The sequence below is a fragment of the Pelomonas sp. Root405 genome, assembly GCF_001425165.1.
Taxonomy (GTDB): Bacteria; Pseudomonadota; Gammaproteobacteria; order Burkholderiales; family Burkholderiaceae_C; genus Pelomonas.
In genome coordinates this window covers 297541-317895 of the sequence record NZ_LMDU01000001.1, presented here as the reverse complement: position 1 = coordinate 317895, position 20355 = coordinate 297541, and the positions used below count along the sequence as shown (strand labels likewise).

Genomic DNA, 20355 nt, shown 5'->3' with positions numbered 1-20355 from the left:
CTGTTTACTGCACCTTCTGCGCCAGCTCGCCACGCGCATAGGCGGCGGCGATGTCGGCCAGCGTGCGGCTCTTGATCTTGCCGGCCTGGCCTTCGCAGCCGAACTCCATGTAGCGCTGCTTGGCGATGACCTTGGCGGCCTCGCGGGCGGGCTTGAGCCATTCGCGGGCGTCGAACTTGTCGGGGTTCTCAGCCAGGAACTTGCGCACCGCGCCCGTCATCGCCAGGCGAATGTCGGTGTCGATGTTGATCTTGCGCACGCCATGCTTGATGGCCTCCTGGATCTCCTCGACCGGCACGCCGAAGGTCTCCTTCATCTTGCCGCCGTATTGGTTGATGATGGCCAGCAGCTCCTGCGGCACGCTGGACGAGCCGTGCATGACCAGGTGGGTGTTGGGGAGGCGCGCGTGGATTTCCTTCACGCGGCCGATGGCCAGGATGTCGCCGGTGGGCTTGCGGCTGAACTTGTAGGCGCCGTGGCTGGTGCCGATGGCAATCGCCAGCGCGTCCAGCTGCGTGGCCTTGACGAAGACGGCGGCTTCCTCGGGGTCGGTCAGCATCTGGCTGTGGTCCAGCTTGCCTTCGGCGCCGATGCCGTCTTCCTCGCCGGCCTCACCGGTTTCGAGGTTGCCCAGGCAGCCCAGCTCGCCTTCCACGGTGACGCCGACCTGGTGCGCCATCTCGACGACCTTGCGGGTCACTTCCATGTTGTATTCGAACGAGGCCGGCGTCTTGCCGTCTTCCATCAGCGAGCCGTCCATCATGACGGAGCCGAACCCCAGGTCGATGGCGCCGGCGCAGACCTTGGGGCTGGTGCCGTGGTCCTGGTGCATGACCAGCGGGATGTGCGGGTAGGCCTCGCAGGCGGCCTGGATCAGGTGCTTGATGAAGGGCTCGCCGGCGTATTTGCGGGCGCCCGCGCTGGCCTGCAGGATGACCGGTGCGCCGACCTCGTCGGCCGCAGACATGATGGCCTGCACTTGCTCCAGGTTGTTGACGTTGAAGGCTGGGATGCCGTAGCCGTTTTCGGCGGCGTGGTCCAGCAACTGGCGCATGGAAACGAGAGGCATGGGAATTTCCCCGGGTGGAGTTGAGAAATCTGGGCCGACTGCGATACGCACACTAGGCCGTAACCGCGCCGTAACTGGCTAGGGATTCTATGGACAGTGACAGGCTTGTCGGGCATGCCCCACCCCCATGGATGAGAGTAATCAGCACAATGCGCGCTCATGACAAGACTGGTGTTCGACCACCTCACCAACTGGATCACGGCCGCCGCCAGCGAGCATTCGCACGATCTGGCCGGCCATATCGAGGAGCGCACCGGGGCCAGCCACCGCGCGACGCTTGCCGCCCTGAAGCGGCTGATCGAGGCCGGCTGGCTGGCGCGCTCGGGCACCTCGCGCCGGCCCGTTTTTGCGCCAGGCGCGCTGCGTCAGGTCGTGCGCTGCTACACGCTTCACGGCCTGCAGGAAGACCTGCCCTGGCAACGCGACTTCGCGCCTCATTTCGCGCTGCCCAAGCACGTCGAGCGCATGGTGCAGCACGGCTTCACCGAGCTGGTCAACAACGCAGCCGACCACAGCGGCGGCAGCAGCGTCACCGTGTCGCTGCGCCAGACACCCACCCATGTGCAACTGCTGGTCAGCGACGACGGCTGCGGCGTGTTCGACAAGATCTGCACCGCCTTCCAGCTCGAAGACACCCAGCACGCGATGCTGGAGCTGAGCAAGGGCCGGCTCACCAGCGCGCCGGACGCGCACACCGGCCGCGGGCTGTTCTTCAGCAGCCAACTGGCCGACGTCTTCGACATCCACGCCAACAACACCGCCTACCAGCGCCGCGCCTGGGAAAGCAGCGGCTGGAAGAAAGGCCGCGCGCTGCCGCGCCAGGGCAGCAGCATCTACATGGCCATCGCGCTGAACACGACGCGCACGCTCGACGGGATCATGCAGGCATGGAGCATCCAGGGCGACGGCATCGAGTTCGACCAGACGCGCGTGCAGCTGCGCCTGCTGACGACCGAAGGCCAGGCGCTGGACTCCCGCGCCGCCGCCCGCCGCGTGGGCTCACGGCTGTCGACGTTCAGGCGCGCGGAGATCGACTTCGACGGCGTGACCGACGTCGGCCACGGCTTCACGGACGAGCTGTTCCGCGTGTTCGCCAAGGCCAACCCGCAGATCGAGCTGGTGCCCGTGAACACCAGCCCGCGCATCGAGGCGCTGGTGAGGAGCGCCCGGGCCGGCTAGGGCCTGCGCAGCGCCGGCACCGGCGGCACCGGGATGCGCGGGCCTTTGTAGCCCTTCACGGCGCCGAAGCGCCCGCCATCCTCGCGCGACCAGTCCAGCGCCCAGGCCTGCATCTCCACCGGCTCGCGGCCGACAAAATTCCACCACAGCAGCGGCGGCTGCGCCCAGGGCTCGCCGCCGAGCAGCAGCAGGCGCGTGGATGCCGCGCAGCGCAGTTCGACCGCCTCGCAGCCGGGGCCGATGTAGAGCAGCGTACCGGGCGTGACCGTCTCGACCGCGCCATGGCCGGCGGGGCTGATATCGACCTCGCCCTCCAGCAGCATCAGCCCGTGCTCGAAGCTGGCATCCAGCGCCAGCGTCGCACAGGCCGGGCCGGTGGCTGCAAGGTCGACGCCAAGCAGCGGCGTGAAGCTGGGCACCGGCGAGCGCTGGCCGGCAAGTTCGCCGACCAGCACGGTGGCGTCCCAGCCGTCGCCGAGGGCGGCATGCGGCAGGTCGGGAAAGTGCTGGAAGCTGGGCGCCCGCTCGCGCTCGGCATCCGGCAGCGCTATCCACAGCTGCGCCAGGTGGATGCGGTCGGACAGCGACTCCTCGCTGTGCGAGATGCCGTGGCCGGCCGTCATCAGGTTGACCTGGCCGGCGCGCAGCACCTGCTCGGAGCCGAGGCTGTCGCGGTGCAGGATCTCGCCTTCGATCATCCAGCTGAAGGTTGACAGGCCGGTGTGCGGATGTGGGCCGACGTTCATGCGCCGTTCGGGCGGCAGTGTGGCCGGGCCGGCGTGGTCGGCAAAGCACCAGGCGCCGACGGAGCGGCGGGCCTTGTTCGGCAGCACGCGCTGGATGGGCAGGCCGCCGACGTCGCCGACGTGGCTGGTGATGCGTTCGACCAGGACGCTCATGCTTGCCTCCGCTTCACGAAGTCGACGAAGCCATGCACGAAGCGCTGCAATTGCTCGCGCACCTTCTCGTCGACGAGCTGGCCGTCGGCGTCGAACACGGTGCCCGCCTTGGACACCATCAGCCGCCCGCCCATCCAGAAATCGCTGCCGAAAGTACGAAACACCGACAGCATCGCGTCCTGCGACTGCACGGTGCCGAACCCGCCGGGCGTGGCGCCCATCAGTCCAGTGGGTTTGCCGCCGAACAGCTTGGCGCCCTCGCCGCTCGGGCGCGACAGCCAGTCCAAACCGTTCTTCAAAACGCCGGGAATGGCGTTGTTGTACTCGGGCGTGCTGATCAACAGCGCGTCGGCGGCGCGGATGGCCTCGCGCAGCGTCGTGACGGCCTCGGGGATGCCGACGGCCTCGACGTCGCCGTCGTAGAGCGGAATGCCGTGCAGCGTGCGCAGCTCGATGGTCACGCCCTCGGGCGCCAACGCGATGGCCGCGCGCAGCAGGGCGGTGTTGTAGGAGGCGCGACGCAGCGCGCCGCTGAGGGCAATGATGTGCATGGCGGGTACCGCAGGAGAGGATGAGGGCATGATGCCAGCGATGCACCACTTCACCTTGCCCGACATGAGCTGCGGCCACTGCGTGGCCGCCATCACCGACGCGCTGAAGGCGGCCGATTCACGGGCCGGCGTCGAGATCGACCTGCCCACCCGCAGTGCCGCGGTCGACAGCGCCCTGCCCCGCGAGACGCTGGTCGCCGCATTGATCGAGGCCGGCTATACGCCGGCCCCTGGACAAGACTAGGCGAAGCTGAACGGCAGCTCGCGCTGGCGCTTGCCTGTCAGCCGAGCGACCGCATTCGCGAGCGCCGGTGCCAGCGCCGGCAGGCCCGGCTCGCCCATGCCCTTGGGCGGGTCGTTGCTGGGCACGACGCTGACCGTCATCACCTTGGGCGCATCGGTGATGCGCGGCATGGCCATGTCGTAGAAGTTGTTCTGCTCGACAACGCCGTCCTTGAAGGTGACATGGTGCGTGGGCATCGTCGTCGCCAGCGCCATGATGGCGGCGCCCTGCACCTGGGTTTCGACGGCGCGCGGGTTGATGCAAAGGTTGCAGTGCACGCCGGCATGCACTTCCTGCAGCACCGGCTGGCGGTCCTTGCCCTTGCCCTTCATGCTGGCCACGACGACATAGGCGACGACGGACTCGAAGCTCTCGTGCAGGGCCACGCCCCAGGCCTGGCCGGCTTTCAGCTTGCGCTTGCCATAACCGCTCTTGTCGACGGCGGCCTGCAGCGCCGCGCGGTGGCGGTCGGCCTTGGCGTTGCCGTCCATCAACTTCATGCGGTAGGCGACCGGGTCCTGCTTGGTGGCGAAGGCGATCTCGTCGACCAGCGTCTCCATGACATAGGCCGTGTGCGTGGCGCCCACGGAGCGCCACCACAGCACCGGCACGTTGACGTCGGGGTGGTGCACGCTGAGGTTCATCGGGATGGCATAGGGGTCGCGCATGCCCTCGGTGGTCGTGCCGTCCACGCCCTTCTGGTAGCCGAAGCCCTCCAGCGGCGAGCCCTTCAGGATGCTCTGGCTGACGATGCGGTGCTGCCAGCCGGCCACCTTGCCGGCTGCGTCGAAGCCGATCTCGGCGCGGTGCACGGTCATCGGCCGGTAGTAGCCGGCCTTGACGTCGTCCTCGCGGCTCCAGATCACCTTGACCGGCATGCGCTGGCCGGCCTGCGCCAGCGCGACAGCGACCGCGGCCGCCTCGCGCGGCCATTCGCTCGCGGGTGTCGCACGCCGGCCAAAGCCGCCGCCGGCCATCTGCACGTTGATCTGCACCTGCTCGGGCTTCAAGCCCACCGTCTTGGCGATGGCCATCGCGTCGAGGCCGGGCATCTGCGCCGCGTAATAGACGTCGCAGCGGTCGGCCTTCAGGTCCACCGTGCAGGCCAGCGGCTCCATCTGCGCATGGTTCAGGTAGGGGAAGACGAAGTCGGCCGTGATCTTCTTCGGCGCCTTGCTCCAGCCGCTCACGTCGGCCTGGAACTCGGGCTTGGGTGCCGGCGTGCCGGGCGTCTTGGCGAGGGCCAGGTATTGCTTGGTGAGCGCCGCGGTGTCGGCCTTGGCGACGCCGCCCAGGTCCCAATCGACCTTCAGCGCATCGCGGCCCTTCTTGGCCGCCCAGTAGCCGCTGGCCACGACGGCCACGCCCTGGCCGCCGCGGTCCAGCGTGACCGGCACCACGGCCTTGACGCCCTTGACCTTCATCGCCTCGGCCAGGTCGAGCTTGGCGATCTTGCCGTTGAAGACCGGCGGGCGCTGGATGACGGCCACCGCCATGCCGGGCAGCTGCACATCGATGCCGTAGGCCTGGGCGCCGGTGCTCTTGTCCTTGGCGACGACCAGCGTCGTCGGCTGGCCGATCAGCTTGAAGGTCTTGGGGTCCTTCAGCGCGACGGCCTCGGGTACCGGCAGCTTCATCGCCGCGTCGAAGAATTCGCCATAGCCGGCGCTCTTGCCGCCGCCCGAAATGACCCCGTTCTCCGCCTTCAGCGAAGCCGCCGGCACACCCCAGGCCTGCGCCGCAGCGGCCACCAGCATGGCCTTGCTGCGCGCGCCCAGCTCGCGGTATTGCTGGTAGCTGTTCTTCACCGAGTTGGAGCCACCGGTCAGGTGCATGCCGAACAGCGGGTCGACGTATTCGCCACGTTGGTCGCCAAAGCCGGTGCGCACCTTGCTCCAGTCGGCGTCCAACTCCTCGGCGCAGATCATGGCCAGGCCGGTCTCGATGCCTTGCCCCATGTCCATGCGGTTGCACAGGATGGTGGTGGTGCCGTCCTTGGCGATGGTGACGAAGGCCAGCGGCTGCTCGGTCGGCTTGGCGCCGGGCTTGGCAGGCGCGCCCTGCGCCGTGACGACGCCGGGCAACAGCGCCAGGCCGACGGCGCCGCCGACGGTGGTGGTGACGAAAGCGCGGCGGGAGAGGCCACCGGTAATGACTTGGTCGATGCGACGGGGATTCAGCATGGCAGCCTCCTCAAGCGATCTTGGCCGCGGCCGCATGGATGGCGGCGCGGATGCGGGTGTAGGTGCCACAGCGGCAGATGTTGCCGGCCATGGCCGCGTCGATCTGCGCGTCAGTGGGCTTCTTGTTGCCCTTGAGCAGCGCAACGGCGCTCATGACCTGGCCGCTCTGGCAGTAGCCGCACTGGGCCACGTCATGCTCGACCCAGGCCGCCTGCACCGCCTGGCCGACCTTGTCGGTGGCGATGCCCTCGATGGTGGTCACGGGGCCCTGCACCGACGAGATCGGCGTCAGGCAGCTGCGCACCGGCGCACCGGCCACATGCATGGTGCAGGCGCCGCACTGGGCCGCGCCGCAGCCGAACTTGCTGCCGGTCAGCTGCAGCTCCTCTCGCACTGCCCACAGCAGGGGCATGTCGGGGTCGGCGTCCAGCGAGACGGCGCGACCGTTGACGGTCATGTTGATCATGGGAGCTCCTGGCAGGGGGTGGGAAGCGAGCGACTCTAGCGAGAAGCGGTCGTCCAGTACATCAGTCAGGCTTTGCCGCCGGCCGGCGACGTGGGCTGGATGGCGTGGGCCAGCGCGTCCAGCCCCACCGGCTTGACGAGATGGCCGTCGAAGCCGGCGTCGGCGGAGCGCTGGATGTCCTCCGGCCTGCCGTAGCCGGTCAGCGCCACCAGGCGCAGCGGCGCGGTGGCCAGTTCGGCGCGCAGCCGCCGGGCGACCTCGTAGCCGTCCATGCCCGGCAGGCCGATGTCCAGCAAGGCGACATCGGGCAGCCAGTCCTTGGCCATCGCCAGCGCATCCGGCGCGCTGAAGCCGGTGCGTACCTCGTGGCCGTCAGCACGCAGCATCATGGCCAGCGACTCGGCAGCGTCCACGTTGTCGTCGATCAGCAGCACACGGCGCGGCGGGTGCGCAGCCGGCTGCGGCGGCAGCTCGGCCCAGGCCAGCTGCATCGACAGCGGCAAGCGGATCTCGAAGCTCGCCCCTTTGCCCACGCCCGGGCTGCGGGCGCTGACACGGCCGCCATGCATCTCGACCAGGCGGCGCACCACGGACAGCCCGATGCCCAGCCCGCCCTGGGCACGGTCGAGCGTGCGCGAGCTCTGCACGAACAGGTCGAAGACGACGGGCAGCATGTCGGCCGCGATGCCGGCGCCGCTGTCGCGCACCTGCAGAACGGCCTCGTCGCCCTCGCGCGCCAGCTCCACGGCGATGTCGCCGCCGGGGTCGGTGTACTTGGCCGCGTTGGACAGCAGGTTGACCAGGCATTGCTGCAGCCGCGCGGCATCCCCCCGCACCGTCAGCGGCGGGCCCTCAACCACCTTCAGGCGGTGGCGGCGCTCCTGCATCGCCGGCGCCACGGCCTCCACCGCCGACGCGACGATGGCCGCCAGTGCCACGGGCGTGTGCTCCAGCTCGATGCGCCCGTGGGTGATGCGGGACACGTCCAGCAGGTCGTCCACCATGCGCGTCATCTGCTTGACCTGGCGGTTGATGATCTCCACGGCGCGGCGCTCGGTCGCGCCCGGCGCCGTCGTGCGCAGCATCAGCTCGGCGGCATTGCGTATCGGCGCCAGCGGGTTGCGCAGCTCATGGGCCAGCATGGCCAAGAACTCGTCCTTGCGCCGGTCTGCATCGCGCAGCGACTCCTCCATGCGCTTGCGCTCGGTCATGTCGAAGGAGATGCCGGAGAGCCGCAGCGGCTCGCCGGCCGCGTCGCACAGCGTCTGGGCGCGCACCTCCACCCAGCGCAAATCGCCGTTGTCAGGCCGCACGATGCGCAGCTCCAGCGTGAAGCCGCTCCGGTCGCGCACCACCGCGGCCATGGCCTCGCGCAGGGCCGGCACGTCGTCGCCATGGACGAGGGCCAGGCCTTCGTCGACATCGCGCGGCACCGCACCCAGCACGTCGACGGCGTTGTCCGACAGCGCCAGCCGCTGCGTGCGCAGCTCGACCTCCCAGCTGAACATGCGCGCGTTCGCAAGGAAGAGGCGCAGCTGCTGCTCACCGGCGCGGCGTTGCAGATCCAGCTCGATCAGCGCGGACACGCGCGCCAGCAGCTCCCGCGCCGTGAACGGCTTGATGAGGTAGTCGTCGGCGCCGGCGCCCAGGCCCTCGATGCGCGCCTCTTCGCCGGCGCGGGCCGACAGCAGGATGACGGGCAGGGTGTGCAGGCGCTCGTCGGCCCGGAGTGCGGCCACCAGCTCGAAGCCGTCGAGCCTGGGCATCATCACGTCGGACAGCAGCAGCGCCGGACGCTCGCGGCGCACCGCTGCCATCGCCTGCTCGCCGTCCGCCGCTTCCTCGACGCGGTAGTAAGGCGCCAGCAGGCCGCGCAGGTACTGGCGCATGTCGGCGTTGTCGTCGGCGATGACGATGTGCGCACCCAGCGTGGCCCGGTAGCGCTCGCCGATCTGTTCCACCGCGTCGATGGCGCCGCCGTCGGCACCCTCGACCGCGGCCGGCTCGTCGGGCAGCCAGCGCAGCGCCTCCTGCACATAGGACGACGCCAGGCTGGCGCTGTGCGGCTCGGCCCGGTCGTGCCGGACCTGTTCCGGTGGCAGGTGAGCGTGACCGAAGGGCAGGCGCAGCGTGAAGCGCGTACCCTGGCCGAGCTGGCTGCGCACCTCGATGCTGCCGCGGTGCAGGCGCATCAGCTCCTGCACCAGGGCCAGGCCGATGCCGCTGCCCTCGTGCGTGCGCGCCCGCACACCCTCGACCCGGTGGAAGCGCTCGAACAGTCGCGGCAGTTCGTGCTCGGCCACGCCGACACCGGTGTCTTCGAGGTCGACGACGGCCTGGCCGTCCTGCGCGCTGACCCGCACCGCCACGCTGCCCTGCAGCGTGTACTTCAGCGCGTTGGACAACAGGTTCAGCACGATGCGCTCCCAGTGGTCGCGGTCCACATAGACCGGCGCCGGCAGCGGCGCGCAGGCCACCCGGAAGGCCAGGCCGGCCGCTTCCATCGCCGAACGGAAGCTGCTGGCCAGCTCACCGGTCAGCGAGGCCAGGTCGGCTGGCCTGAACACCGAGGTCGCACGACCCGCCTCGATGCGCGAGAACTCCAGCAGCGCATTCACGAGCTTGGACAGGCGCAGCGTGTTGCGCTCCACCATCCGCAGCCGGTTGCGTGCCGCGGGTGGCAGCTGCGGGTGGCCCATCGCGTCCTGCAGCGGGCCCAGCATCAGCGTCAGCGGCGTGCGGATCTCGTGACTGATGTTGGAGAAAAACTGCGTCTTGGCGCGGTCCAGGCGCGCCAGCTCGTCGGTGCGCTGCTGCTGCAGCTCGTAGGCCTCGGCGTTGCCGATGGCCGCCGCAAGCTGCTGCGCCACCAGGCCCAGGAAGTCGGTGTAGCGCCCCTCGGCCAGGCGGTAGGGGTTGAGGCCGACGATCAGCACGCCTTCGCGGCCGGCATCACCCGACGGGCGGATGGGCAGCACCATGGCCTGGCGGGGGCAGCTTTTCCAGTCGCCGCCGGGCCAGGCGATGCCGGCGGGCAGCGCCGCCACGAGATGCGACCGCTGGGTGGCCAGCACCTCGTCGGCGCACCAGGGCTGCTCGCGGGCATCGAGGGCGCCGGCCGCGGCAACCCAGTCGCCCTGGCCGCCCGCAGATCCCGCCAGCTCGAAGGCCGATGCACCCTGTGCGCGCAGCAGCACCAGGGCGAACAGCACGTCCTTGCGGTCCGTCTCCAGCGCCGCCGTGCAACGCTGCACGGCATCGGCCACGCAGCGTGCATCGGCCGTGCGCGCGGCCAGCTCGCGCAGCAGCGTCAACTGGCGTTCGCCGATGACGCGCACGGTCTCATCCGTATTGGCACAGACGATGCCGGCCGGCACGCCGTCGTCGCCGGGAATCGGGCTGTACGAGAAGGTGTAGTAGGTCTCCTCCGGGTAGCCGTTGCGCTCCATGATGAGGAGCTGGCTTTCCTGGAAATTGCCGTCCCCGGTCATCGCGCCGTTGAGCAGCGGCCCGATGTCGTTCCAGATCTCGCGCCAGACCGTCGCCGCCGGCTGGCCCAGCGCATGCGGATGCTTGCCGCCGATGATGGCTTTGTAGGGATCGTTGTAGAGCTTGATGAACTCGGGGCCCCAGCCGATCCACATCGGCTGGCGCGACGTGAGCATGATGCGCACCACCGTCTTGAGGCTGCGCGGCCATCCGGCAGGCTCGCCCAGCGGCGTGCCCGCCCAGTCGTGGGCGCGGATGAGGGCGCCCAAGCCGCCGCCGCCAGCCATGAACGACGTGTCGAGATCTCGCGGCGCGTGGATGGGCTCGGTCATGCGGCAGGCGTTCGGTTCGGCAGTTGAGGGCAAACGATAACTGCCCGCCAAGACGGCAGCAAAAAGGGGCTCTGCGGAGCCCCTGATCGATGTACGCGCGCCGCGCCCCGCCTACTTGAACTGGTAGCTGGCGGTGAGGTACCAGAAGCGCCCGCGCGGGTCGACGAAGGAGCCGGCATAACCGGTCACATGCGAGCCGTAGCTGGACACCGCGGTGAACGGCGGGTCCTGGTCGAGCAGGTTGCGCGCACCGACGCGCAACGCCAGTGCCGGCATGGGCTTCCAGCCCACCGCCATGTTCCAGCGGCTGCTGTCCTTGACCTTGTACTCGACGGCCGGACCGACATTGGCCTCGACCAAGCCGGCCGACTCGGTCCAGCCCTTGATGTAGACGTTCTCCAGCGTGACGTTCCAGTTGCCCAGGTTCCAGTCCAGACCCAGCGTGTGCTGCCACTCGGGCACCGGCTGGACGCCCGCACCGTCGCCGGCCGTGCCCGCATAGGAGACGAAGGGCGTGCCCTTGCCGTTCTGCTGCTTCCACTCGTTGACATAGGTGCCGGCAAAGCTGGCGCCCAGGCGGCCCAGGCTGCCGAAGTTCCAGCTGGTCTTCACATCGACGTCGATGCCGTTCGTCTGAAGCTCGCCGAGGTTCTCGACGGGCGTCTCGATGAAGCTGATGAAGCCATTGGCCTGGCGATTGACCCGCCCGAGGTAGCGCTGATAGAGCGTCGCGTCGGCCATGATGGCGTCGCCGCCGATGACGCCGATCTGGTCCTTCTTCTGGATGTGCCAGTAGTCGAGAGCGATGGACAGGTCGCGCACGGGCTCGAAGACGGCGCCGACGGCGTACTGGCGCGACTTCTCGGGTTTGAGCGTCGGGTCGCTGGACAGGCGCACGTTGAACTGCGTTTCGCAGCGCGGGTCGCCGGCCTGGCCGGGCGGGCATTGCGGGTCAACCAGGGAATTGGCGGTGTTGGTGAAGGCCGTCGGGCTGTTGACGTCCCACAGCGTCGGCGCGCGGAAACCCGTGCCCATGCTGGCGCGCAACAGCACCGCCTTGCTGGGCTGGAAGCGCAGCGCCGCCCGCGGGTTGAAGGTGCTGCCGAAGTCGCTGTAGTGGTCGTAGCGGGCGGCGACGGTCGCCTCCCAGCCCTTGGCGAAGGGCATCGCCACCTCGCCGAAGACGGCATAGATGCTGCGCGACGCGGTGGTGTTGGGCACCGTGCCCTCGCCGCCGATGTGCAGGCCCTGCTCGTAGTCGGGGTTGACGGCGCGGTCCTTGGCCTTTTCCTTGCGCAGGTCGGTGCCGAGGGCCAGCATCATCGGGCCGCCGGCCATGCTCATCACTTCCCGGCTGGCCTTGGCATCGAAGGCATAGGTGGTGCTCTTGGAGCGGCGCATCGGGCCTTCCATGCGGGCGCGGTCGAGCGCTGCCAGACCCGCGGCGTCCTGCGGGCCGAAGGGGTTGATGACGCCCGAGGCAAGCTCGGTGATGAAGCGGCCTTCGTGCAGGTAGTTGAAGTAGTCCAGCGTCCCCTTGGCCTGCGACACCGTCAGGCCGACGTCATAGTCCCAGCGGTCGAAGACGCCGCTGGCGCCGGCGACGAAGCGGGTCTGTTCATTGAGCGTGTTGTTGGTGCGCGGGCCCAGCGGCACCGAGCGCATCGCGATCTCGGTGAAGCCGCCGCCGAGCGTGTCGAACTGGGCCGGCGTGTAGCCGAGACTGGTCAGCAGCGCCGCGGGGAAATACTTGCTGGAGATGGGCAGCGCGAAGGACGGGTAGGTGCCATCGGGCTTGACGTGGCCGGCGGTCGAGTCGATGGGCACGGAAGCCGTGCGGCCGATGCCTTCGCTGCGCGCATAGCTGCCCTCGAAGAAGAGCTGCGACTCGCCGCCCATGTCGAAGGTCAGACGGCCGAAGGCGTCGGCCTTCTTCGAGTCGGGCAGGTTCTCCTGCATTGCCGGATAGATGAAGCGGCAGCGCTTGATCGGCGTGCCGTTGGGCGTTGTCGCGGCCAGCGTCTGGATGGTGTTGAAGTCGGGGTCACAGGGGCTGAAACCTGCGCCCGCATTGGCGTAGGCGCCCGGCGTGATGTTGAAGTCGACCAGGCGGCCCGGGAAGGAGCGGCCCGAGGTCGGCGGGTCGGAGCCCGGGATCTCGGTCAGGCCGCGCAGATACCACTTCTGGTCGATGGCGCTGAGCTTGGTCTGCTTCTTGACGTTGGCGGTCAGCAGCAGGTTGTAGCCATCGGTCTTGAGGCCGCCCATGCCGAAGGCGATGGAGGCGCCGCTCTCCTTGCCGCCGGTACCCTCCTCGGGCTCGCCATACCTCAGCGTCAGCGAGCCCTTTTCATAGTCCTTGCGGGTGATGAAGTTGATGACGCCGCCGACGGCGTCGGTGCCATAGACGGCCGAGGCGCCATCGCGCAGCACCTCGATGCGGTCGATGGCCGCGAAGGGAATACTGTTGAGGTCCACCGACGAGTTGCCGCCGATGGAGCCGAAGGCGAAGTTGGCCAGGCGGCGGCCGTTGAGCAGCACCAACGTCGAGTTGGGGCCGAGGCCGCGCAGGTTGGCAAAGCTCTGCGCATAGCCCGCGCCCTGGGTCGTGTCCGATTGCAGCGCCGCGTTGGCGCCGATGCGGCGCAGGATGTCCTCGACATTGGTGGCGCCGGTCTTCTCGATCTGGTCGCGAGTCAGCACCGTGACGGGCAGGGCCGTCTCGGACTCGACGCGCTTGATCGACGAGCCAGTGATGGAGATGCGGTCGAGCTGCTGCTGGGCCAGCGCCGGGCCGGCGATGCCGGCGGCCAGCAAGGCCAGCGCCAGGCGGGTGTGGCGGTTGTTCTGCATGGTTGCTCCTCGTTGCGTTGGGGCTGTCGCTCAAGGTCGCCCCCGACCCTTGCCGCGGCGCGGCTGTTCTGCCCTGACGCCAAGAAGTTTTGAGCCGCCCTCACCGCGACCGCCCCTGCGGGAAGTCAGGCTGTGGCGCAATCGCAGCAGCCGAACTAGGGGCTGACTTCCCGCACAGGGCTGCGTGGGCCGATCGGCCTCAAGGGCGCGCGTGGGTCGCGAGTGCCTGCAGCAATGCGGCCAGGCTGATGGGCTTGGTCAGGTGGGCGTCGCAGCCGGCGGCCAGCGACTGCTGCACGTCGGTGTCGAAGGCGTTCGCCGTCAGCGCCACGATGGGCGTGCGCGCCCTGCCCTCCGCCGCTTCAATGGCCCGCCATTGCCGCGTGGCCGAGAGCCCGTCCAGGCCCGGCATCAGCATGTCCATCAGCACCAGGTCGAAGTCGCCATCGTTGAGCGCGGCAAGCGCCTGTGCGCCGTCGCGCGCCCGGGTGATGCGGTGGCCCAGCGGCGCCAGCATGCCCTCGATGACGAGCACGTTGACCTCGTTGTCCTCGGCCAGCAGCAGCGTCAGCGACCGTGTGGGCGCGATGCGTTCTGCGCGCCGGACGTCGCCCTGCGCCAGTGCGGTCGGCGGCGTGGCCGTGGCCGGCAGGTCCAGGCTGACCTCGAAGCGGCTGCCTTCGCCGGACCGGCTGTGCACGCTGACATCGCCGCCCATCAGCCGTGCCAGGCTGCGCGTGATGGCCAGGCCCAGGCCCGTGCCGCCGAACTCCTCGGCAATGGAAGCGTCGGCCTGGGCGAAGGGCTGAAAGATGCGCTCCAGCCGCTCGGCCGGGATGCCGATGCCGGTGTCCTGCACGCTGACGAGCACGCGGCCAGCTGCATTGCGCGACAGCTCGACGGTGACGCCGCCGGTCTTGGTGAACTTGATGGCGTTGCCGACCAGGTTGGTGATGATTTGCGCGACGCGCTGCGCGTCGCCCAGCACCCAGCCCGGTGCCTCGGGGCGTGCGAACACGCGCAGCCACAGGCCCTGGCTCTGGGCCCGCGCGCGCAGCAGTTCGAGCTGCAGCTCGACCAGCTCGGCGAGGTTGAAGGGATGCACCGCCAGCTCCAGGCGGCCGCTCTCGATGCGGGCGTTGTCGAGCAGGTCGTTGATCAGGGCGAACACCTGGCGGCCGGCATGGCCCAGCACCTCGACATAGCGGGCCTGCTCGGGTTGCAGCGGCGAGCGCGCCAGGATGTCGGAGAAGCCGAGCACGGCGTTCATCGGCGTGCGCATCTCGTGGCTGACCTGGGCCAGCAGCTCCGTCTTGGCGCGGCTGCGCGCCTCGGCCAGCTCGCGCTCGCGCGTCAGCTCGCGTTCACGCTCGCGGGTATGGCGCTCGTGCTCGATGGCCGTCAGCAGCAGCGCCAGCACCAGCAGGTACAGGCCCGGCGCGGGCGTGGGCAGCAAGCCGGCCAGCACCGCGATCCACGACCCCAGCGCCAGCACCGCCAGCGCGATACCGGCCGCCAGCGTCTGGCGGCGCAGCAGCAGCGGCAGCGCGCCCGCCACGAACAGCAGCGCGTTCACGCCCCACACAGCAGCGCCACGATCTTGCAGCCGTGGCAGCGGCGCCTTCCCCAGGGCCTCGAAGACCGCCGCGTTGAAGGCCGCGCCGGACAGCCGTCCCTCGGGCGTCATGACGTCGTCGGCAAAGAAGGCACTGCTGCCGACGAAGACGCTGCGGCCCGCCAGCTGACGTGCCAGCTCAGCGTCATCGACCTCGCCCAGCGCCGCGCGCATCAAGCGCTGCCAGCTGACGCGCGGCAGCGCGCCGCCTTGCAGCGGCAGGCGCAAGCGCAGCTGGCCCGCCTCGTCTACCGGCCAGCGGCGCGCGCCGGCCACCAGCTCGTGGCCCTCGCGCCGCCACGCCAGGGCACCATCCGCACGCAGCCGCGCGGCGAATGCCAGGCTGGGCAGGCTGCGGCCTTGCACGCGGTGCAGCAACGGCAGGCGGCGCAGCAGGCCGTCGTCGTCCAGCGTGACCGAGATGACCCCCAGGCTGGCCGGCTCGACGAGCGCGTCCAGCAACGCATCGGCCGGCGCCGTCAGCGCGTCCCAATCGAGCCCTGGCGCACGCGCCGTCCCCAGTCGCTGCAGCGCACGCTGCTCCGCCGCGCTGGCAGGCGCCAGCTCGACGCCGGCGCGCTGGCGCGGCGCCAGGCCGGCCGCGGCCAGCACCGTGGGCGGGCCGGACACCAGCGCCGCGGCCAGCCGCGCGTCGCCCTCGCGCGGGCCGGCCAGCACGATGTCGACGACGACGAGGCGGGCGCCCGCCTGGCCCAGGTAGTCCAGCATCAGCGCGTAGACCTCGCGGGAGTACGGCCACTCGCCCAGCGGCTGGCGCAGCGCGCGCAGCGAGGCGTCGTCGATGTCGACGATGACGCTGGCGGCCACGGCCGGTGGCGGTGGCGCCGCGGTGCGCAGCAGCAGGTCGCCGATGGCGCGGTCGATGCGCGCCTGGGCGCCGGTCAGGTTCAGCAGCGCCCACAGCAGCAAGGCGCCGGGCAGGGCGAGCCAGGGCCAGCGTTTCAAGGCAAGGGTTTCATAGCAGCGGGACAAGCAGCAGCGGCAGCAGCCACAGCCAGCGCGGATAGGGCACTTCGATCATCTGCGTCTGCCCCCAGGGGCCGGCTGCACCGGCCGCGTTGAAGGCGCGCGCCCGCAGGAAGTATTTGCCCGGCGAGGGCTTGGGCAACGTCACCTCGGGCTTGTCGGTGGCGATGCGCTGCAGGTCGCTACCTTCCATACGGTCGAAGCTGTCTGCCTTGGACCACTCCAGCTCGTAGCGCACGACGCCCGCGTCGGCGCGCCAACGCAGCTTCAACTGGTCGCCGCTGACCTCCGGCTCGGCCGGCGGCGGGGCGGGCGGCGGCGGCTTCAGCTCGAACGTCTGCGCGTCGCTGAACGGTCCGGCGCGGCCACCGGCCTCGACGGCGGCGATGCGCCAGTGATACAGGCCGTCCGGCAGCCTGGCCTCATGGGTCGCTGCGTCGATGGGGGGCGGCTGCAAGACCAGGTCCTTGAAGCCGGCATCGCGCGCGATTTGCAGCCGCACAGCGGGCGCTGCGGTGTTGCGCGTCCACGCCAGCCCCATGCCGCCGGTGTAGCTGACGGCGCCAGCGGCCGGCGCCTGGATGAAGGGCGGCTCGGGGCGGGCCTGCAGGCGCACGACCGCATCGGCCGCCGCGCCTTCGTGGCCGCGCGCATCGACGGCGCGCACCCGCAGCATGTAGTCACCGTCCGCCAGCTCGCGAGCCTCGGGCCAGGTCACCGCCGGTTCGCCCACGGTCGCGTCCAGCAGCAGGCGGTCGAAGTCGCCGCGCGGATAGAGCTGGGCACGCCAGGTGACCGCGCCGGTCGGCCCGCCGACCCAGCTCAGGTGAAGCGGCAGCCGCTCCGCCACACCGACCAGGCCCGACAGATCGGGTGCCGCCAGCAGCGGCGCAACGTTGCGCGCCGCGCCCTCGGCCAGCAGGCCCTGGCCTGCCGCCACGGCGGCGCCAAGGCCGTCGGCCTGCACGGCGCCCGACAGCACCTGCATGCGGCTTTGCGCCCCAGCCGTCTGAACGCGGAACTCGGTGCCGCGCACGCCCAGGTTGACATGCGGTGTGCGCACGTCGTACAGCGGCACGCGCTGCGAGTTCGGCGCGACGCGGCTGTCGGCACCGCCCTGCTGCACGCCGATGCGCACCGCCGGAATGGCGCCGCGGCCGAGCACCAACAACTGCTCCAGCATGACGTCGCTGTCAGGCGGGATCAGCAACCGCGAGCCGTCGGCAAAGCGCAGGCTGGCGCTGGATTGGGCGCCGGTGCGGATGCGGTCGCCGCCTTGCAGCTTGCTGTCTGCCGCCAGCGCCTCGGTGGCGGCGCCGCGCTGGCGCGTGACCTGGCCGCGCACGAACACGGCTTCGGCGACGCTGGCTTCGCGCTTCAGCCAGGCCACGGGCATGCGCAGCGTCGAGCCGGGCATCAGTCGCAGCGGGTCGGGCACGCGGTTGAGCTTCTGCAGGTCGCGCCAGGTCCTGGGCGGCGCCAGCCAGGCTTCGGTCAGCGTGATCAGCGTGTCACCCGGCTGGATGCGGTAGCGCCAATCGGCGTCGGCGCCTTCGGCCTGCGCACGCGCGCCGGCACAACCCAGCAGCAGCAGGCCCATGGCGAGCCACACTCTCATTGCTTTCATTGCAGCCTCCCTTCCCTGGCGGGAATGTCGAATACTAGCCACGCCGGACACGGCCGAACACCGGAGGAGCGCGCGCAATGTTCACGATTTCGAGCTTCACGCGCTGGCTGCGCCGGCACCGCCTCGCCTGCTTCGGGCTGATGGTGCTGGCTTTCATGGCCTTCGGCCTGCTAACGCTGGACCTGGTGCGGCTGGTGGGCGCGAATGCGGCGCTGCTGTCGGAACACGGCTGGCAGGCGCTGCAGGACGGCGGGCTGCGTCAGCTGCTGGAGCTGACGATCTCGTCCGTGGGCGCGATGACCGCCTGGCTGATGTTCAAGGTCTGCGAGACGGTGCTGGTGCAGTCATTCACTTGCTGACAGCGCCTGCTGCAGCTGGCTGCGCAGGCGGCGCAGCTTGTGCAGCTCCTGGTCAGGTGCCTGCAGGGCCGGCCACAGCAGCGCGACGAGATCGCGGGCGCTGGCCTCGACATCGATCTGGCGGCCCGTAATGACGACCTCCCACAGCATGTGCTCCATCGGCCCGAACACCAGCGAGCGCAGCAGACGCAGCGGAATATCGCGCCGCACGTCGCCGGCCTCCTGGCCGCGTGACAGCAGGTCCATCAGCGGCGCGGTGTAGCGGCGCTGCAGTTCGACGAAGCCTTCGCCGAGGTCCTGGCCTTTGGTCCGGCCTTCCGACAGCACCAACGCACACAGCCCAGTGCCCTGGATCAGGAAGAGACGCAGATGGGTCAAGACGACGAACTCCAGCTGTTCGCGCACCGAAGCCTCGCGCGGCAGGCCCGCCTCGATGGCGGCGATGATCTCGTCGTACCAGTCCTGGATGACGCGCATGCACAGCTCGCGCTTGCCGCGGAAATAGGTGAAGACGGTGGCCTCGGAGATGGCCAGGCGCTGGGCGATCTCGGTCGTCGTTGCGCGCTCGTAGCCGCGCTCGGCGAACACCTCGCGGCCCACGCGCAGGATGTCGCGCACGCGCTGCTCGGCCTTGGGTCCGGCGGGCGAGCGGCGTTGAGGCGTGGCGGTGGCAGGGGCAGTCATCGGGGGCGCATTCTGCGCATTTATTGAGGATCACTCAAGTGGCGATTGCATCCATGTTCGCCCTGGATTATTCTGGCGCGCCTCACGCGGCTCACAAGGCCGCCAACGATCAAGTTGAGCCCTGCTTAATCTTCACCAGGCCGGGCTCGCGGGAGACTCCATGCCGGTTCTGAACACACAGCTCAACCCCCGCTCGGCCGACTTCAAGGCCAATGCGGAGGCGATGCGCGGCCTCATCGACGACCTGAACGCCAAGCTCGCCCAGATCGCCCAGGGGGGCGGCGATGCGGCGCGCGCCAAGCACACCGCCCGCGGCAAGCTGCTGCCGCGCGACCGCGTCGAGATGCTGCTGGACCCCGGCACGCCCTTCCTCGAACTGGCCCCGCTGGCCGGGCTGAACCTGTATGACAACGCCGCGCCCGGTGGCGGCGTGGTGGCGGGCATCGGCCGCGTGTCGGGCGTCGACTGCGTCATCGTCTGCAATGACGCCACGGTGAAGGGCGGTACCTATTACCCGATCACGGTCAAGAAGCATCTGCGCGCGCAGGAGATCGCGCAGCAGAACCGCCTGCCCTGCATCTACCTGGTGGACAGCGGCGGCGCCAACCTGCCGAATCAGGACGAGGTCTTCCCCGACCGCGACCACTTCGGGCGCATCTTCTTCAACCAGGCCAACCTGAGCGCCGCCGGCATCCCGCAGATCGCCGTCGTCATGGGCTCCTGCACGGCCGGTGGCGCCTATGTGCCGGCGATGAGCGACGAGACCATCATCGTCAAGAACCAGGGCACCATCTTCCTGGGCGGCCCGCCGCTGGTGAAGGCCGCGACTGGCGAGGTCGTCACGGCCGAGGACCTGGGCGGCGGTGACGTGCACACGCGGCTGTCGGGCGTGGCCGACCACCTGGCCAACAACGACACGCATGCGCTGGCGATTGCCCGCCAGTCGGTCGGCCGCTTGAACTGGACCAAGCCGAACCCGTTGGCGATGCAGGCACCGAAGGCGCCGGCCCACGACCCGGCCGAGCTTCACGGCGTGATCCCGACCGACACGCGCAAGCCCTTCGACATCCGCGAGATCATTGCCCGCATCGTCGACGGTTCCGAGTTCGACGAGTTCAAGGCCCGCTACGGCGCCACGCTGGTCTGCGGCTTCGCCCACATCGAGGGCATGCCGGTGGGCATCGTCGCCAACAACGGCATCCTGTTCGCCGAGAGCGCCAACAAGGGCGCCCACTTCATCGAGCTGTGCTGCCAGCGCAAGATTCCGCTGGTGTTCCTGCAGAACATCACCGGCTTCATGGTGGGCCGCAAGTACGAGAACGACGGCATTGCCCGCGCCGGCGCCAAGATGGTGACGGCCGTGGCCTGCGCCCAGGTGCCCAAGTTCACCGTCATCATTGGCGGCAGCTTTGGCGCCGGCAACTACGGCATGTGCGGCCGCGCCTACAGCCCGCGCTTCCTGTGGATGTGGCCGAACGCACGCATCTCGGTGATGGGCGGCGAGCAGGCGGCCAGCGTGCTGAGCACCATCCGCCGCGATGCCATCGAAGCCAAGGGCGGCGCGTGGTCGCCCGAAGAGGAGGAAGCCTTCAAGGCGCCGCTGCGTCAGCAGTACGAGGACCAGGGCCACCCCTACTACGCGTCCGCGCGGCTGTGGGACGACGGCGTCATCGACCCGGCCGACACGCGCCGCGTGCTGGCGCTGGGCCTGTCGGCTTCATTGAACGCGCCGATCCCGGACACGAAGTTCGGCGTGTTCCGCATGTGATGGATATCCGC

General features: G+C 69.8%; 14 protein-coding genes. 4 read left to right on the top strand and 10 right to left on the bottom strand.

What is annotated here, in order from left to right:
* Positions 1-4: 4 nt before the first annotated feature.
* A complete protein-coding gene (gene fba, locus ASC81_RS01460) occupies positions 5-1069 on the bottom strand; it encodes a class II fructose-bisphosphate aldolase (RefSeq protein ID WP_056261775.1) in 1065 nt (354 codons plus the stop codon).
* A gap of 159 nt (positions 1070-1228) precedes the next feature.
* Between fba and ASC81_RS01455 the strand changes: the two genes are divergently transcribed.
* Positions 1229-2248: an STAS-like domain-containing protein gene (locus tag ASC81_RS01455; protein ID WP_056914105.1), complete on the top strand. Its 1020-nt coding sequence runs from the start codon at positions 1229-1231 to the stop codon at positions 2246-2248.
* On the opposite strand, the gene ASC81_RS01450 is transcribed toward ASC81_RS01455, so the two are convergent.
* Both ASC81_RS01450 and ASC81_RS01445 read right to left on the bottom strand, forming a co-directional pair.
* Positions 2245-3147 carry a pirin family protein gene (locus tag ASC81_RS01450; protein WP_056261768.1) on the bottom strand — a complete coding sequence of 301 codons (903 nt, stop codon included), beginning with the start codon at positions 3145-3147 and terminating at the stop codon, positions 2245-2247. The genes ASC81_RS01455 and ASC81_RS01450 overlap by 4 nt on opposite strands.
* Complete coding sequence (locus ASC81_RS01445; RefSeq protein WP_056261764.1) at positions 3144-3698, bottom strand: NADPH-dependent FMN reductase; 555 nt, start codon at positions 3696-3698, stop codon at positions 3144-3146. The genes ASC81_RS01450 and ASC81_RS01445 overlap by 4 nt, the downstream gene beginning before the upstream one ends.
* Before the next feature lie 28 nt (positions 3699-3726).
* Here ASC81_RS01445 and ASC81_RS01440 point away from each other — a divergent pair, with 28 nt between their 5' ends.
* Positions 3727-3942 carry a heavy-metal-associated domain-containing protein gene (locus ASC81_RS01440; RefSeq protein ID WP_235533539.1) on the top strand — a complete coding sequence of 72 codons (216 nt, stop codon included), beginning with the start codon at positions 3727-3729 and terminating at the stop codon, positions 3940-3942.
* Here the strand turns inward: ASC81_RS01440 and ASC81_RS01435 are convergent.
* The 6 genes from ASC81_RS01435 to ASC81_RS01410 form a co-directional block, all read right to left on the bottom strand.
* A complete protein-coding gene (locus ASC81_RS01435; RefSeq protein WP_235533538.1) occupies positions 3939-6164 on the bottom strand; it encodes a xanthine dehydrogenase family protein molybdopterin-binding subunit in 2226 nt (741 codons plus the stop codon). The genes ASC81_RS01440 and ASC81_RS01435 overlap by 4 nt on opposite strands.
* A 10-nt stretch (positions 6165-6174) precedes the next feature.
* On the bottom strand, positions 6175-6630 hold the full coding sequence (locus ASC81_RS01430; protein ID WP_056261759.1) for a (2Fe-2S)-binding protein: 456 nt from the start codon (positions 6628-6630) through the stop codon (positions 6175-6177).
* Between the two features lie 65 nt (positions 6631-6695).
* A complete protein-coding gene (locus ASC81_RS01425) occupies positions 6696-10451 on the bottom strand; it encodes an ATP-binding protein (RefSeq protein WP_056261756.1) in 3756 nt (1251 codons plus the stop codon).
* 111 nt (positions 10452-10562) lie between these two features.
* Entirely contained in the window at positions 10563-13304 is a 2742-nt protein-coding gene (locus ASC81_RS01420) for a TonB-dependent siderophore receptor (protein WP_056261753.1), read from the bottom strand.
* Between the two features lie 199 nt (positions 13305-13503).
* Positions 13504-15885 (bottom strand): CHASE2 domain-containing protein, encoded by a 2382-nt coding sequence (locus tag ASC81_RS01415; RefSeq protein ID WP_056261752.1) that lies wholly within the window; start codon positions 15883-15885, stop codon positions 13504-13506.
* Positions 15886-15895: 10 nt separating this feature from the next.
* Positions 15896-17524, bottom strand: coding sequence for a FecR domain-containing protein (locus tag ASC81_RS01410; RefSeq protein ID WP_162245843.1), 1629 nt, complete (start codon positions 17522-17524; stop codon positions 15896-15898).
* 86 nt (positions 17525-17610) lie between these two features.
* Between ASC81_RS01410 and ASC81_RS01405 the strand changes: the two genes are divergently transcribed.
* Complete coding sequence (locus ASC81_RS01405) at positions 17611-17892, top strand: hypothetical protein (protein WP_056261746.1); 282 nt, start codon at positions 17611-17613, stop codon at positions 17890-17892.
* Here ASC81_RS01405 and ASC81_RS01400 read toward each other — a convergent pair.
* Complete coding sequence (locus ASC81_RS01400; RefSeq protein ID WP_056261743.1) at positions 17878-18576, bottom strand: TetR/AcrR family transcriptional regulator; 699 nt, start codon at positions 18574-18576, stop codon at positions 17878-17880. The genes ASC81_RS01405 and ASC81_RS01400 overlap by 15 nt on opposite strands.
* A gap of 160 nt (positions 18577-18736) precedes the next feature.
* Here ASC81_RS01400 and ASC81_RS01395 point away from each other — a divergent pair, with 160 nt between their 5' ends.
* The gene (locus ASC81_RS01395; RefSeq protein ID WP_056261741.1) at positions 18737-20344 is read left to right on the top strand and encodes a carboxyl transferase domain-containing protein; all 1608 of its coding nucleotides are present in this window, start codon (positions 18737-18739) and stop codon (positions 20342-20344) included.
* Positions 20345-20355 lie beyond the last annotated feature (11 nt).